Consider the following 14481-nt stretch of genomic DNA (forward strand, 5'->3'; position numbering starts at 1 on the left):
ATTGCTCCTCTTTTGGTTCATATGTGGATGGAAACGGGGGAACCCGGCTATTTGAGAAACTGCATGTTCAAAGCCAGGTAGATCTGCCATTCCGGCACGCCGGCCCCGCGCCTGGCAACGGAGTACTGGGGTTCGACAAAAACGTTGAAGATAGTCTTGTCTTGCCGGGTCACTTTACCCAGCCTCAGCCCCAGCGGGACTGCATAGTTGTCGTTCTCGAAATTGTAGCTCCAAATCGGGGCGCCACCTGAATACCAACCTTTGCCCAGCTGATAAAAAACAAAGGGTTGGAATGCGGCCACGCTGGCACGGGGTTTGCCATTCGTATCACCGACGCCTCCGCGGTAGGTCAGCAGGTAACCGTACTGAACCAATGGCGAAATCGCGTTGAAGTAAACGTTGGCAAGACCCAATTGCCACTGGTCCGCCCCAAGACCGTTCTTTCCTGTAGGCGCCACGATCTGAGGCCCGATGGCAAAACTGGTTGCAGGGTTTCCGGTGTCGAACTGATAGGCAGCAAAAATATCCAGATCGCCGATGCCGGAGACGGTTGAGAAACCCGGACCGACGGGTAGAGAGTTCATCGGAAGCGAGGCTCGTATTAGCCAGTTCGAAGCCCCGATCTGCAAAGGCTGCGCATAACGCAGAACGAATTGGTTTCCTGAGCCGTTCGGAACGCCATTGAACGCGCCAACATAGTAGTTTTGGAGGTTGAGCGCACGGATGTCCGCCAGGGGATTGTTGGCTTGGGCAGCGGCCTGGTTTTCGCTGTCCGGCGACGCCAGGGCGACACCCGCAGTCAGGGACAAACAGATCGAAGCGAACAATATGAACGCTTTGATCGGAACGTTCGCAGACGCCGCTCCGGTTATGCCTGCCGCCTGCCCCGGCGACACTGCACGGGCCCTGTAAGAAATCCGTCGAAGCATCTTTTGGGAAGCGTCCCCAAGGGTCATCTGGCCAATCCTTCCCGGATCACTTGAAGGTGTTCACGCAGAGCCCGATCGAGCCTCCGCATTCCAACCCCAACAGGCAATGCCCATTAGGCCAACCGCCGGAAACAAGGCGAAACGCTTTGATACCGCGTTGCCGCACTCTAAACTCGAACTCACGCTATCTGCTTTTCTGCATGCGGTGATTCTGTAGAACATATTAGATCACAAGGGCTTGAGACATGTCGGCGAACGCGCAAAAATCGAACGCTAAGCTCTCGGAGGTGGAGGAATCTCCTAAGGTCCGGTTGGCGCTCGTGCGCGCGCCCCTTGAGCTCTTTTCAAAGACGCATCCCTCTAAGGCGGCGCGGATCAGGCGGGACCTGAGAGACAGTGTTGGTCAATGGTTTGCCGAGGCCCGGTTGCCTTATTTCGACTATCTGCACGTCTTGGCGCGTGTCGGTTCCGATGACGAGGATGGAAATCTGCTCTTACGGGCCGGAATGGCACCAGATTTGGGAACACTAGGTTTATTCGGAAAGGCCTGCATCCACTCCGACACTTTATGGACAGCGTTGAAAACAGCACAGCGGCTAATGGACGGCCTTGTCAGCGCAGGGAAAATAAACATCCGCTTGCAACGAAACCGGTGTCGAGTATCGGTGTCTACTGCGCCGCTTTTCCCCGATGGCTTTGACGAGAGCTCCAAGTATTTGATTGCATTGCTTTGCTATCTGGTTTGTCTATCGGATAGAACCTCGAACGCTGATCTGAAAATTTTTTTCCCGGGTGCTTCGTGCGCACATCTGGGCGTGTTTCCAAAAGTAAAGCGGTTCGTATCTGCTTCGGAATATGCTTTGGAGTTCGATGAACATTTGCTGAAAAGCTCCCTGAAATTCTCGAACCCGGAACTAAACGCTTTCCTGCCCTTGATCGTTGAAGAATTGAAACAACTTGAAAACGACGCGGACTTAGCCCTGCTGCTCAACAAGATGAACGCCGCGGCTTTGAACACGCGCTTTCGCCCGCTTCGACTGTCCGAGGCAGCTTATCTGCTCGACACCAACGCGCGCACCCTTCAGTTGCGCCTAAAAAATAGGGGAACGACATTCAGCGATCTTAGAAAAACTGCTGTGCACCAAAAAGCACGGATAGAACTTGCTGCTGGACGATCGATCAACGAGACGAGTGACCTATTGGGGTTTGAACATAGGCAGAGTTTTTCAGAGGCGTTTCATCGTTGGGAGGGGACGGCACCTTCTGTTTTCGCGTCACTTGCGAAATGTTAAAGACAGTAAGTCCGAAACGACCGCAGGGAAAGATGCGGTGGCGCGGCACAAAGCCCCTGTCGCAGCTCAGAATAGTCCCGGTTCATCTTTCTTTGTGTCGAAAGACAGCGCGGGGTTGGACGCAAGCAGACCTTCGAGACTGACTGGCGCTCTCCGGCTCACTTGGCACGGTTCTTTTCATACTCTTCCTTAAGCCGATTGGCCTCGATCTCCAGATCCGTCTGTGAGCCATTCTCAGCATCGTTGATTGTGGGCCTAACGGACGTTGTCTCCTGATCGGGTGTCGAGAGCCTTCCGTCGCCAGACATCAAGATCGCCGCCCATCTCAGGCCGGGAACATGGGCAAAAATTATCATTACGCAAACCGTAATGGGAACGCTGAGAAAAGCGCCAGGCAAACCCCAGATCGTCGTCCATGTCGTCAAGGCGACAATGACCATCATCGGGGATAAGTTGAGAGATTTCCCGGTAAGAGCAGGCTCCAAAATGTTGCCGATGACGAATTGGACTGCTCCGCAGCCCAGAACGATGATCAATAATGCGGAATAGCCATCGAACTGGACCAGCGCCACAACCGCCGGGAAAATGAGGGCCAGCACCGAACCAATGGACGGAATGAAGTTCAGGGCGAACGTCAGGACGCCCCACGTTTCGGCAAAGTCCAGGCCGACGGATTTCATGATCGCATAGCACAAAAGCCCGGTTAGAGCGCTCACAAATGTTTTGATGCCCACATACCGTTGCAGGGACTCTGAGATGTGAATGACGGTCCTGCCTATTTCCGCACCCAGCTCTGGATCATTGGCAGAGATTGCCAGCTTTTCCCGCATTGGGCGGCGTTCAATCAACATGAACGGCAAGTACAGGAGAACCAAGAAAGCGCCGGACAAGAACGTCTTGGCCGAGCTGACCGTTTCCACTGCAAACCCCGAGGCATCCAAGTCCTGGATGACGTTGACAACCGCGTTTGCATTATCGTCCCCAATGATCTCGACGATATTCGCAAGGATGCCGGCGAACCGGTCTTGATATCGTGGGACCGCGGCTGCCACTTCCTTTGCCTGAGCCGACAGTACACTCAAGATAGCGAGGATACCGGCCACGATAAGAAAGAAGCCCAAAACATATGACAGCCAAATCGGAACCGAACGGCCACCGATCCGAATTGCTGCGATACGATCAATGACAGATACAATGAGTACGAATAGCAGGCCAGAAATGGCCAGAGGTATCAGCAGCTCTTTAAGAACAAAAAGCCCTGTAACGGTAGTTCCCACAACAATTGAAGAGTAAGCCTAAAACGCCAAGGTCGCAGCTGGTCGGGCAGGCGTGTTTTGGTCCATGTTGCGTGGTCCTATCCTTGGTTCGCGAGCGCAGGCTGACCTCAGCGTAATTCGTCAGCGTGAGTCTGGCCTTTTCCTTGTGGAGCAAATGGCCTCTGGCGAAAGATCCTAGCTGCATTCGGCTGGTTGCTCCATACGCAAAAATCTTCTGCTCGTGCGTGACACGGCGATCATGGCGCAGCGAGGTTCGCAGATCGCCAAAAGTAAAGGTTTGATGTATTTTCAAGACGGCACTACGCTATCAGCATGTGATGACACAGGAGGAATGGATATGGAAATCAAGGATCTAATGGAGGACCTGCAGCGGCGTCGAGACGAGCTGCGGCTCCAACTGCACCTGGCGACGAAGGAAGCCGAGGACGAATGGAAAGAGTTGACCGCTCAGTGGGACAAGTTCCTGACACGCGACGAGTTCGAAAAAAGCGCCGAGGAAGTGGGCGAGGCGGCGCGGGCGATTGGCCTGCAGATGAAGGCGGCCTACGACAAGTTCAAGAAGTCTTAGGTCCGGGCTGCCCGACCGCGCGCAGCGAAAGGGGCCGTGGGCATGGTTCCCGGCAAGAGTGGCGATGGAAACGTCCTGCGCTGAATGAGCAGAAGTGTCTCTGCCTTGTAAAGTGTCCGGTTTCACGTGCCTCGACCTCGGACAACGCAACCAAATGGGAGATCGCCCCATGGCGACAAAAGCTGAGCTCGAAGCTGAACTGGCTGTTCTTCGCGAGAAGCTCAAGGAAAATGGCGGTTCATCAGCGCAAACGCAGAAAGTGCCCGACAACATCGATGAAAAGCGGGAGCCGGGGGGGTGGGACAGCGAGCTTTCTGAGCTTTTGGCACAAATCGAAGAATTGCCGAGCAAACATCCCCTGCTTCTTACATTGGGGGTATTCGCTCTGGGATATTTGATCGGTCGCTCAAAGTAGGGAACTTGTCATGAACCGCATCTCCAGAAACGTTTCTATCGTCCTTCGTTCCGAGCGACTGATCGCTCAGCGGCACTTGGCCGTATTGCGGCGACAAACCGGTCTGATGGCAGCGGCGGGTATCGCTGCGGCAGTCGGTTTGATCATGTTGAACGCGTCGGCATACTTGGCGCTTTCGCAAAGTGTTTCGGCGCCAATTGCGGCTTTGGTTGTGTCGCTGGCGAATTTGATCGTCGCCGCGATCTTGATTTCGATTGCAGGTAAGTCCAGCGCGGAACAGGAAACAGCACCGGTTGCAGAGGTGCGGGACATGGCCCTTGAAGACATCGAGGCCGAGATCCGAGCCTTTTCCGAAGAAGCCAAGGCCACGGCGGAAGCCGTCAAGAAAATGGCGAATGACCCGTTGGGTTCCATCGCCCCCAAAGTTGCAAGCAGCGTGGTCAGCGCAGTGATCCGGAACACCACGGAGAGCTCAAAAAAGGACAAAAGCTAGCGCATGCTCCTGCCTTCAATCTACCAGCTGCTCTGCACTTTTTGGCGCCGATTATCGATACTGCGAGCGTAACACTTGCCCCAAAAACAGGGCGGGCAAAATAGGCTTAGAACTTGTAGTTTTTCGGACAGTGATCAGCCAAGGATCATGAAATCAGGCTGCTTGGCGAGTGTAATTTATGGGAAGTCTTTTGCTGTGACCACTCATCTGGACAACACTTTTGGGAAATCAAGCATAGAGAGAACAGCAGAAAACATATCCATTTGGGTTGAGAGCATCGATCCAGTTCTTGCGATCAGTTTACTGGCTTTCGTTGTTTTGGTGTACGTTTTTAGAAAGCCATTGGCAAATTGTGTGCTGCAGCTTCTGAGTTTTCTCATGCGGCGCCTTGAAAGCGCAATATCAGAGGAAATACGCGGCAAGCTGCGTGAAGCCGTTCAAGTGCTTCTCGTCACCTTTGCTATGTTTATAGTTCTAGAGATTATCCAGCCTCCGGAACTACTCTCCCGATTTTTGCGTCGAGTGTTGACATCGATATGCATCATTGCGGTGTTTTCTGGCTGGTATCGATTGGCAGCCGTATTCGTTTCCATGTTGAGCAGTGAAGAACACGCGAAGTCTATCCGTCTCGAACAGGACTGGACTGTTAGAGTGACACAGTTCTCAGTTGTTCTTTTTGGTTTAGCTGCATTGCTCGAGGTCTGGGAGATCGACATTTCTGGTGCGCTGACGGGTGTCGGCGTGCTTGGCGCGGGGCTGGCAATCGCCTCACAAGACCTAGTAAGAAACTTGCTTGCCGGCATGACCAACAGCAGCGAAGAGCGCTTCGTGTCCGGAGATACGATTGATGTTGAGGGTTTGGTCGCCGGTGTTGTGGAGCGGGTGGACCTGCGCTCGACTCTGGTTGTTGGATTTGACCAGATCCCACGCTTCGTTCCGAACGCGGAACTGGCCAACAGCGTTGTGCTGAATTATTCCCGGATGAAGCATCGTCGGATCATGATGACCTTCGGCTTGGTGCTCTCTGCCAGCGAAAGTCAGGTGATCGCCGTTCGCGACGGGCTGCAGCGCTACATGCACGAAAGCGGCGATTTTGATACCTCGGATGACGCCCCGTGCTACGTGCGCGTCACGGGGCTGAGCGACCATTCGATAGATATTTTGTTCTACGGGCGTAGCCGATCGCCGACTTATTCAGACTTTCTGCGCGTCAGCGAAAACCTCAGCCTGAAAATCCTGTCTCTGGTCGCAGAAGTGGGAACCCAACTGGCCCATCCGACCCAAACGATAAAAACGGTTTCCCCGGCGCCTCATCAGACGCCCGGCCCGGACAAGGAGGACCTCAATGACTGAGTTTATCCTGGCCTTTCTGGTTGTCCTCGAGGGGATTGCCATCTTCTTCGCTTGGCGCGCCGTTCAAACCGCACGCACGCCGCAAGGGGCGGTGGGCTGGGCCATCCTGCTGATCGCCGCGCCTTACCTGGGCGTGCCACTCTACCTATTCTTGGGCCATCACAAATACCGGGGATTCATCCTTTCGCGCAAGGGCAGCGAACGCGTGATGGAAGGCCTGCGCGTCCATGCTGAAACGTATAGGCCCGTGGCACCGCTGCCGGTGTCGCCCCGGCTGCTGGAGGCGATTTCCGGGTTTCCGGCAGTGCGCGGCAATTCCATGCGGCTGCTTGTCGATGGCGAGGAAACATTCGCAGACATCTTCAATGCTATCGATGAGGCCGAGAATTATGTGCTGGTGCAATCCTATATCGTCAAGGACGACGGTGTGGGGCGCGCACTGGCCGAGCGAATGATCGCGGCGGCAGGCCGGGGCGTTAGCGTTAGGTTCCTCGTCGATGCGGTCGGCTCGATTGCGCTGCCCGCAACCTACTTCGATCGATTACGTGCGGGCGGCGTAGAATTCGTCGACCCCAAAAAAATGCCCGGGCCCCGGACGCGCTTTCACCTCAACTTCCGCAACCACCGCAAGACAATCATCGTGGATGGTAAGACCGGCTTTACCGGCGGGCTGAATTTCGGCGACGAGTACAAAGGACTGGACCCGAAATTTGGCGACTGGCGCGACACCCATGCCCGGCTGCAAGGGCCGATTGTGTCACAGCTGCAGCTGATCTTTGCCGAGGACTGGCACTGGGCCACCGAAGAGGTGCTGCTTGACGATCTGCTCTGGGATGCCCCCCTGGCCGGGGATGACATGGCCGCGATGCTGATGGCGACCGGCCCGGCGGACGAGATGGAAACCGGGGCGTTGTTTTTCTTTGCCTGCATTTCCATGGCCAAAGACCGCATCTGGATTGCCTCGCCCTATTTCGTGCCGGACACCGACGTGATCGCGGCCTTGAAATTCGCCGCGCTGCGTGGCGTTGATGTTCGGATACTTGTTCCCGAAGTCGTCGATCACAAAGTGCCCTGGCTTGCAGCCTTTGCGTATTTCGACGAAATTCGCGACGCGGGGGTCAAGGTCTTTCGATACGATGCGGGCTTCATGCATCAGAAAGTCGTCCTGGTCGATGATGCCGTGGCGGCAGTGGGCACAACGAACATGGACAACCGCTCATTCCGTTTGAACTTCGAGGCCATGGCAATGCTTTTCGACACTCGCGCTGCTTCCCAGTTGCACGCGATGCTCGAAGCTGACTTTACGCGGTCGTTTGAACTCACAAAGACACTGATGGAGCAACCTTGGAGAGTTCGCGTTGGCGCTCCAATTTCGCGGCTGTTTTCCCCATTACTCTGACTGCTTTGCTGGTGCGATCTTTGAAGTTTCATTCCTTCTTCAGAGTTTTTCGTAGAGTTGTGATTTTGACTGGGGGTAAGCATGTGGCGTATCAATCGCGCCTAGTTTACCGGAAAACCTGCCGCTGTAGTCGCCGATCGTGATCGTGCAGGGCTCGCGGTGGACGACGAGGCGCCCGATCACTTCGGGCGCAAGCCAGGCGAGGCGTTTGAGGTGGCCGAAGTAGCGGTCGGACAGGCCCTCGTCGGCGGCGAGATCCGTGAGTGTGGCGACCTAGCCGGCCTCCAGAATCTTCCGCTAGCGCCATGCCCGGCCGATGGCGCGCAAGAGGCGGAGACCTTGTGCCGAGGCAGTGCGAACACCGCCTCTTTGCCATGCATGATACCGAAGGCGATGCGTCTTTAACGCTCAAGCTACCTGCCTTGGAACGGTTTGTGTCCGCCATTCTCCACCTGGCCGATAGCGAGCGGCGACGCGTCCAGATTCGAGTTGCAGCAGGTGGAGCCAGCCGTTGTTGAACAGCGCCGCAACCTCGCTGTGGCGGGCGAGGATGTCCGAGATCGCTTCGCGCGGGGCCTCGATGAGCACGGTCAGGCGCTGCGGCTCATGCATCTGACGCATGCCGTCATGCACTGCCTGCCAGGGCAGTCCTGCCCGCAGCCGCCCGCCGTTTCCCTCGACCACGCCGATGCCGCCTGCGACATTGTGGATGAGTTTGTTGCCGGCCCCGAAGACTTCGGGCGCGAGGCTTGAGCCGTAGTATTGCAGGGAGATCCAGCTTGCCACCACGACAGGTGCGGTCAGGATCAACTCGAGCGTGGCAAAGCCCTCGTCCGCCTTCCAGTCGTAACTGTGCAGAAAGGCACGCCCGCCGAGATCCTTGCCAGCGGTCGCCGCGCGCGGGGCGGCGATAAACACGGAACAGCCCGCAAGCCCCCATTCGGGGCGGATTTCGGACCAGTCGCGCGCCCGCGTCGCCACGGTTTGGGGCGTTGCGCCGGGAAGCTTGAGAGCGCGCTCCATCCGCGCCTGATTGCTCGCCGCTGCAAGCCACGCGCGGGTCTGTGCAAGCTCCGGCGCATGCGTGGCGGGGGCTTCGGCATCGAACAAACTCACTTCCTCGGTTGTGGTGTCGTGCAGCGCGGCCACGAAGTGCGTGTCCTCGGGCAGCGCGATCCCGAGCCCCGGAAGATGCGCACGGGTTTCTGGATCGTTCAGTAGTGCGGCCAGAAGCCGCGCCGAAACCGCACCTGTGTGACCTCCGCAGGCGCCGCAGTGATAGGCGCTTTCGTGGGGGTTGTTGGTGGCCTGTGCGCCATGGCCGACGAGTAACATCAGCCGTGCGAATCCTTCACGAAGGCCCATTGCCTTGAGCACGTCGGCCACGATTTCCGCCCGGCGTTCCGGCGAGAGCGTATCTGCAAGGCGAGGGGCGGGTTCTGGCGTCGCTGCTGCGGCGGCCTTGCCGAATGTGCCGGCCAGAAGCTTGCAGCCATAGACGAGCCCCGCCGCCTCCACAAAGGCAAAAGACGAGACTGCCGCCTGCCGGAAACGCCCCCAGGCGCGCACTGCCCGCGCGTCAATGCGTGTCGCCTTCTCGGCGGTCCCGGGCTGCTGGCTCGAGCTGCGCAGGGCGGGCGTCAGCAGCACCGGCAGATGCGCCTCGACCGCATCGGAGCCATGTGGAGAATGCGCGACCGGCAGGCCGAAGAAACCTGCGAAACCAAGGGTCTCGATCCCCGGTGCCTGCGCCTCGAGAGCGCGGCGAAACGGCTCGGAGCGCACGTCGATGCAAAAGGCCGCCTGCAGCGTCGAGCGTGCCGAGGGCAGGGCGGCGGGCCCATCGAGCCGCTCGTCGAGGCGCCGCTGGAGGGCACGTTCGGCGGCATCCTGAAGGATTGCGTCAATCACGAGGTCCGGGGTTGGCGCGACGGGTTCGGCATGCGCCCGAACCACCTCGGCCCAGCGGGGCGCGAGTTCGGGGTACTGCGCAAAAAGAGCCTCCTCCCAGGTCAGACGGATCGCTAGCAGCGCCGGAAGGGTGCGGTCGGTCCCTCTCTCTTGCTCGGCCTTCCACAGCAACCAGCGAGCGTGCTGCTCCCAGCCACCGAGATCCAAAAGCAGCCGGTGAAAGGCCGTTTCGGCCGCGTCTGCCTCGATGCCCAGCGACTCGGCCGCTCTGGCGATCGCTCGCTCGGGGGTGTCTGGGACGGCTGCGACATGCGCGCAGAAGCCATGGAGTCCGGCGATCTCGGGGGTCAGGTCGCGCGCGGCCCAGGCCCTCCAGGCGGCCCAGGCGGGGGCATCCGTCGCAGGTAACCAAAACGCTTGCCCCCGGTCGAAGTGACCGGCCGCCCAGAGGCCGACGCAGCGTTCGATCACGGCGGGCCAGTCGGTCCCGCTCAACTCGGCAGCAAGATCGGCAACGGTTGGCAGAGCGCGGGGCGCTGGTGTCGGCGCATGCATCTTGGCCTTTAGAAGCGCCAAGTTGGCCGGTTTAAGCGGTGAGGTGCAGGCAATCAGCGCCGCTGCGAGATCGTCATCGGTGATACGCCCTGCTGCAACATCGGCTGCAAGCTCAGTGCGCGGCCGGAAGAGCGCCGCACCGGATACGCGCGCAAGACGTGCCGCCGCTACGGTCATGTTTTCTCCCGCCTGTCCAAGAAAGGGGTTGACTGCCACCGTGGCATCAAGCGGGAAGGCGGGCGGGATCGCCCGCACGGCGGCCTCGGCGGCCTTCAGGATCGCCGACAGCCGGGCTGGCGCTATGTCGATTTCTTGCATGAACATTTCGTAAGATCCTTATTTCGCGTTTATTTGGACTTCACAGTGCGGAAGCCGCCGATCGCCTGGTCAATGAGCGCATTTAGGTACAGGCCGTTGGTGACATGCACGCGCAGCCCTGCAGCGGCTGGGTGGTTCGCCCAGAGCGGAAACAGAGCCTGAGCAAGCGCCACCAACCCGAAGGACGTAACCGCCAGCACGATCAGCGCCCATTCCAGCGGGCCCGGAACAGGCGGTGCGGGCAGATGAGCGCCCCAGAGCGCTTGCGCGCCGAGTTGGAAGGCAAAATAGGCAACCGTGGCGGCGAGCGCGGCGCGCGCGGTGCGGCGCGTCAGGGCCCGCGGCGCGGCATCGGCCAGCCCCTGCGCCACGAGGTAGGCGACGCCGAAGACAAGAATCGCGCCCAGCGCCAACGCCTGCGGTGACTTCGGCCCGGCGATGGCCATGAAAGCCCCCGCCATAGCCGCATAAAGTGCCAGCGCCAGGGCAAAGGCCCGAAACACTGCCCCCCATCCCGGCACCGCCACAGGCCCCGGACGGCGCGCGGCGTTGACCTCGGCCACGGCCATACCGGCAGTCAGGAAGGCATGGCTCTTGTAGAGCCCATGGGCGACGATGTGCAGGAGCGCAATCGGCCACAAGCCCAGCCCGCATTGCATCAGCATGAAGCCCATCTGCCCGACCGTCGACCAGGCCAGTGCCGTCTTGACCGCGCTTTGTGTCAGCATCACCACCGCCCCAAAGAGAGCAGTGAGCCCGCCCATCAGGACCAGAACCGCCATCGCCGCAGGGCTGGCCTGCACCAGCTCTGGGAGCCGGATCAGCAGGACTCCGCCTGCATTGATGATCCCTGCATGCAGTAGCGCCGAAACCGGGGTAGGCGCCTCCATCACCTCAGTCAGCCAGCCGTGCACGGGGAAGGCTGCCGTCTTCAAGAGCGCTGCCAGCACAATGAGCGCCACGGCTGCCTGTCCCGCAGCGCCCAGGCCTTGCGCTTGCACAGACTCGCGCAGTGCGGTCAGATCGGCGGTGCCGAAAGACACCCAAAGCAGACCTGCTGCAAGCACCAGCGCTATATCGCCGGCGTGCCAGACCAGCGAGAACTTCGTTGCCGCTCTCCGCGCCGCCGGCCGATCCGAATAGAAAAGCAAGAGTTGACGCAACACTATCCCGGTTGCCAGAAAAGCAGCGACCAAAACGGCAATATGGCCGGCTTGGACCAACGCCAGAACAATGGCCAGCGTGGTCAGCATCAATGCGTGAAACCGCCCCTCCTGCGCTTCGCCGTCCATGTAGCGCTTTGAATAGCGTGTCACGATCCAGCCGATAAAGGCGACAAGCAGCGACATTGTCGCGCCGATCACGTCGAGCATGAGCAGCTGCCCGAATCCGCTGACGCCGGTCTTTGGCGCGGAACCTGTCGCGAGCATGGCGGCCCCGGAAAGGGCCAGCACTAGCGCGACAAGGCTTGCGCTTTCCGGCAGCCAGCGCGCACGGGGCGGACGACGGCCCGGTGTGACCATCATTGTGGCAGCGCCGATCAGCAAAACCAGAGGCGCGAATTGGCCCGGGAAGGCAAGAAGGGCATCCATTGTCAATCTCCACGTTCAAGGAACTGTGGAGCGGACATAAACTCTTGGCGTTATCCAGAAAATTACATAATTTTAGTGTAAACGTTCGATCTGATGGAACAATGGCCAAGCTCAACCTTCACCATCTTCACCTGTTCCGTGCAGTCGCGCGCGAAGGCACGCTCACCGGCGCGGCGCAGCGGCTGAACCTGTCGCAGTCGGCGATGTCGACACAGATCAAGACGCTCGAAAGCACGCTTGGCCATCAGTTGTTCGAGCGCCGCGGACGCGGGCTGGTGCTGACCGAGGCAGGACGGATTGCGCTCGACCATGCCGAGTCGATCTTCCGGACCGCAGACGATCTCGTGGCCACTCTGCGCGACCGCCACGCCGGTCGGAGAGCTCTGCGCGTCGGCGCATTGTCCACGTTGTCGCGCAACTTTCAGATTGGTTTCATCGCGCCCTTTCTTGTGCAAGAAGATGTCGAAGTTATTCTGCGCTCCGGTCCGCAGTCTCAGCTCATCGCCGGTCTAGAGGCACTAACGCTTGACGTGGTGCTTACCAACCACCCCCCCGCGCAAGACGCAGCTAGCCGTCACCTGATCCACAGCATTGCCGAGCAACCAGTCAGTCTGATCGGTCCGCCCGATCTTGCTGGGCAGCCGCTGCACGACTTGCTGGAAAGCCGGCCACTGATCCTGCCTGCCTCCGGAAGCGCGCTGCGGGCGGCCATCGACGCTATGTTCGACGGGTTCTCAATCCTGCCCCGCATCGTCGCCGAAGCCGATGACATGGCCATGCTGCGGCTTCTGGCGCGTTCGGGTGCAGGGCTAGCTGTAATCCCACCCATCGTTGTACAGGACGAGCTTGCGTCAGGCCGGCTGGTCGAGCTTGCCAAGCTCGACGGGCTGTCGGAGACTTTCTTTGCTGTGACTCTGCGTCGCCGCTTCCCCAACCCTCTCATCCGCGACGCGCTGGAGGCGGCCATGGCCGCGGAGTTCGGCTGAGGCTGATCTGTGTAGCGTCAAGAAAACTTCCGTGCTGTCCAGCCGAATATTCCTTGCGTAAGCTTATGCAGCCACAGGCAGTGCTGGAGTCTTGGTTTTGTCAAAATGCTCGCGCGATTTTTTGCGAACCGCAATCTCGGTTCTGGCATCCGGTTTTGGACCCTGAGTCATCCTTGACCACTGATGAAACGAAACCCGCGCAATTTGGAGCGGTGCCATTTTTTCACAGGGATTTTCGATGGACTGAAAGTCAGCCCCGCCAAAATTTCGGCACCGGTTTCGAACGCGTGCAAGCTGGGCAACGGGGCAAGCCGACAGGAGGCAAAGCGGGCATCGCCGTTGATCGACTGGCGGTCAAGGATGATGAAATATGTCGTTCGTGCGGCTGAGACGGCCGGACCCAATCCAAAGGCCGTCTATTGCAGCGCCAGCTGCCTGTGTCGGCGTACTCTTTTTTGGTTTTCTGGAGGGACTCGTCGCAGAGGTCCTTGCCACAGAGCCGGATGGTCTGCGGCAAGAAATAGCAATTGACCCTTTGGGAGCGAGCGTGGATATTTTGCCAAGGAAAAATGGTGGCACATTCACCCGGAGCGCAGATATGAACCTCACCCGCCGCATGTTCGGGGCAGCGACTCTCGCCTGCGGAATTGCCGCCATTGCGCAACCCGCAGCGGCCCGGGCGCAGGAACCGCCCGTTATTGCCGCGGCATCGGATCTGCGCTTTGCGGTTCAGGATATCGCCGCCGCTTTCGCCATGGAAACCGGCCACGAACTGCGGCTTGCGTTCGGGTCCACCGGCAATTTCGCGCGGCAGATCCGCGAAGGCGCGCCTTTTGAAATGTTCATGGCGGCCGATGAAAGCTTTGTTCTCGATCTGGCCCGCGATGGGTTCTTGCGGGACGAGGGCGCTCTCTACGCCCAGGGGCGCGTGGCCATCGCCGTTCCGAACCAAGGGTCGACGCTGGCAGCCGACGGGACGCTGGAAGACCTGCACCGCGCGCTTGGCGCCGGGCAGGTGTCGCGCTTTGCAATCGCCAATCCCCAGCACGCGCCCTATGGCATGCGGGCGATGGAGGTCCTGCAGCATGTGGGCATCTGGACGGCAATCGAACCGTCGCTGGTGTTGGGTGAAAATGTCAGCCAGGCCGCGCAGTTCGCGCTGTCGGGCAGCGCCGATGGCGGCATCATCGCTTGGTCCCTGGCCCAGTCGCCGCAGCTCCAGCCGCTGGGGGAATTTGCGCTCATTCCCGCCGATTGGCACCAGCCACTGATGCAGCGCATGGCCTTGGTGCGGAATGCGGGGCCCGTGGCAGAGGCGTTCTATCGCTACATGAAAATGCCTGTTGCGCTTGAAATCTTGGCGCGCCACGGCTTTAGCGTGCCGGGTTAGACG

At 59.2% G+C, this 14481-nt stretch carries 13 protein-coding genes; 9 read left to right on the forward strand and 4 right to left on the reverse strand.

The features are described from left to right. Nucleotides 1-47: 47 nt before the first annotated feature. The gene (locus AC2FMM_RS03950) at nt 48-956 is read right to left on the reverse strand and encodes a hypothetical protein (protein WP_496795845.1); all 909 of its coding nucleotides are present in this window, start codon (nt 954-956) and stop codon (nt 48-50) included. 218 nt (nt 957-1174) lie between these two features. Between AC2FMM_RS03950 and AC2FMM_RS03955 the strand changes: the two genes are divergently transcribed. Continuing rightward, nucleotides 1175-2221: a helix-turn-helix domain-containing protein gene (locus AC2FMM_RS03955; RefSeq protein ID WP_496795846.1), complete on the forward strand. Its 1047-nt coding sequence runs from the start codon at nt 1175-1177 to the stop codon at nt 2219-2221. Nucleotides 2222-2379: 158 nt separating this feature from the next. On the opposite strand, the gene AC2FMM_RS03960 is transcribed toward AC2FMM_RS03955, so the two are convergent. Beyond that, nucleotides 2380-3498, reverse strand: a complete 1119-nt coding sequence (locus tag AC2FMM_RS03960) for an AI-2E family transporter (protein ID WP_496795847.1) — start codon at nt 3496-3498, stop codon at nt 2380-2382. 337 nt (nt 3499-3835) lie between these two features. On the opposite strand from AC2FMM_RS03960, the gene AC2FMM_RS03965 reads away from it, so the two are divergent. The 5 genes from AC2FMM_RS03965 (at nt 3836) to cls (ending at nt 7726) form a co-directional block, all read left to right on the forward strand. After that, the gene (locus AC2FMM_RS03965) at nt 3836-4066 is read left to right on the forward strand and encodes a hypothetical protein (protein ID WP_496682463.1); all 231 of its coding nucleotides are present in this window, start codon (nt 3836-3838) and stop codon (nt 4064-4066) included. 169 nt (nt 4067-4235) lie between these two features. Next, complete coding sequence (locus AC2FMM_RS03970) at nt 4236-4481, forward strand: hypothetical protein (RefSeq protein WP_496687015.1); 246 nt, start codon at nt 4236-4238, stop codon at nt 4479-4481. A gap of 10 nt (nt 4482-4491) precedes the next feature. Continuing rightward, the gene (locus AC2FMM_RS03975) at nt 4492-4974 is read left to right on the forward strand and encodes a hypothetical protein (RefSeq protein ID WP_496682466.1); all 483 of its coding nucleotides are present in this window, start codon (nt 4492-4494) and stop codon (nt 4972-4974) included. A gap of 195 nt (nt 4975-5169) precedes the next feature. After that, nucleotides 5170-6327 carry a mechanosensitive ion channel family protein gene (locus AC2FMM_RS03980; protein WP_496682468.1) on the forward strand — a complete coding sequence of 386 codons (1158 nt, stop codon included), beginning with the start codon at nt 5170-5172 and terminating at the stop codon, nt 6325-6327. Further along, nucleotides 6320-7726, forward strand: coding sequence for a cardiolipin synthase (cls, locus tag AC2FMM_RS03985; RefSeq protein ID WP_496795848.1), 1407 nt, complete (start codon nt 6320-6322; stop codon nt 7724-7726). Before AC2FMM_RS03980 ends, cls begins: the two co-directional genes overlap by 8 nt. A 408-nt stretch (nt 7727-8134) precedes the next feature. Here cls and AC2FMM_RS03990 read toward each other — a convergent pair whose 3' ends face one another. Both AC2FMM_RS03990 and AC2FMM_RS03995 read right to left on the reverse strand, forming a co-directional pair. Then, complete coding sequence (locus tag AC2FMM_RS03990) at nt 8135-10516, reverse strand: YbcC family protein (protein ID WP_496795849.1); 2382 nt, start codon at nt 10514-10516, stop codon at nt 8135-8137. Nucleotides 10517-10539: 23 nt separating this feature from the next. After that, nucleotides 10540-12102: a proton-conducting transporter transmembrane domain-containing protein gene (locus tag AC2FMM_RS03995; protein ID WP_496795850.1), complete on the reverse strand. Its 1563-nt coding sequence runs from the start codon at nt 12100-12102 to the stop codon at nt 10540-10542. Nucleotides 12103-12203: 101 nt separating this feature from the next. Between AC2FMM_RS03995 and AC2FMM_RS04000 the strand changes: the two genes are divergently transcribed. The 3 genes from AC2FMM_RS04000 (at nt 12204) to modA (ending at nt 14478) form a co-directional block, all read left to right on the forward strand. Then, entirely contained in the window at nt 12204-13088 is an 885-nt protein-coding gene (locus AC2FMM_RS04000) for a LysR family transcriptional regulator (RefSeq protein ID WP_496682480.1), read from the forward strand. Between the two features lie 173 nt (nt 13089-13261). Beyond that, nucleotides 13262-13477: a hypothetical protein gene (locus tag AC2FMM_RS04005; RefSeq protein ID WP_496795851.1), complete on the forward strand. Its 216-nt coding sequence runs from the start codon at nt 13262-13264 to the stop codon at nt 13475-13477. Further along, nucleotides 13459-14478: a molybdate ABC transporter substrate-binding protein gene (modA, locus tag AC2FMM_RS04010; protein ID WP_496795852.1), complete on the forward strand. Its 1020-nt coding sequence runs from the start codon at nt 13459-13461 to the stop codon at nt 14476-14478. The genes AC2FMM_RS04005 and modA overlap by 19 nt, the downstream gene beginning before the upstream one ends. Nucleotides 14479-14481: the final 3 nt, after the last annotated feature.

It is taken from the genome of Ruegeria sp. BHSC043 (genome assembly GCF_059612985.1).

What these genes read in the sequence shown, in the direction of transcription:
- AC2FMM_RS03970 (WP_496687015.1), top strand. Translation starts at nt 4,236, where the DNA reads ATGGCGACAAAAGCTGAGCTCGAAGCTGAACTGGCTGTTCTTCGCGAG.
- AC2FMM_RS03990 (WP_496795849.1), bottom strand. Translation starts at nt 10,516, where the DNA reads ATGTTCATGCAAGAAATCGACATAGCGCCAGCCCGGCTGTCGGCGATC.
- AC2FMM_RS03955 (WP_496795846.1), top strand. Translation starts at nt 1,175, where the DNA reads ATGTCGGCGAACGCGCAAAAATCGAACGCTAAGCTCTCGGAGGTGGAG.
- AC2FMM_RS03950 (WP_496795845.1), bottom strand. Translation starts at nt 956, where the DNA reads ATGACCCTTGGGGACGCTTCCCAAAAGATGCTTCGACGGATTTCTTAC.
- AC2FMM_RS03975 (WP_496682466.1), top strand. Translation starts at nt 4,492, where the DNA reads ATGAACCGCATCTCCAGAAACGTTTCTATCGTCCTTCGTTCCGAGCGA.
- AC2FMM_RS04000 (WP_496682480.1), top strand. Translation starts at nt 12,204, where the DNA reads ATGGCCAAGCTCAACCTTCACCATCTTCACCTGTTCCGTGCAGTCGCG.
- cls (WP_496795848.1), top strand. Translation starts at nt 6,320, where the DNA reads ATGACTGAGTTTATCCTGGCCTTTCTGGTTGTCCTCGAGGGGATTGCC.
- AC2FMM_RS03995 (WP_496795850.1), bottom strand. Translation starts at nt 12,102, where the DNA reads ATGGATGCCCTTCTTGCCTTCCCGGGCCAATTCGCGCCTCTGGTTTTG.
- modA (WP_496795852.1), top strand. Translation starts at nt 13,459, where the DNA reads ATGTCGTTCGTGCGGCTGAGACGGCCGGACCCAATCCAAAGGCCGTCT.
- AC2FMM_RS03965 (WP_496682463.1), top strand. Translation starts at nt 3,836, where the DNA reads ATGGAAATCAAGGATCTAATGGAGGACCTGCAGCGGCGTCGAGACGAG.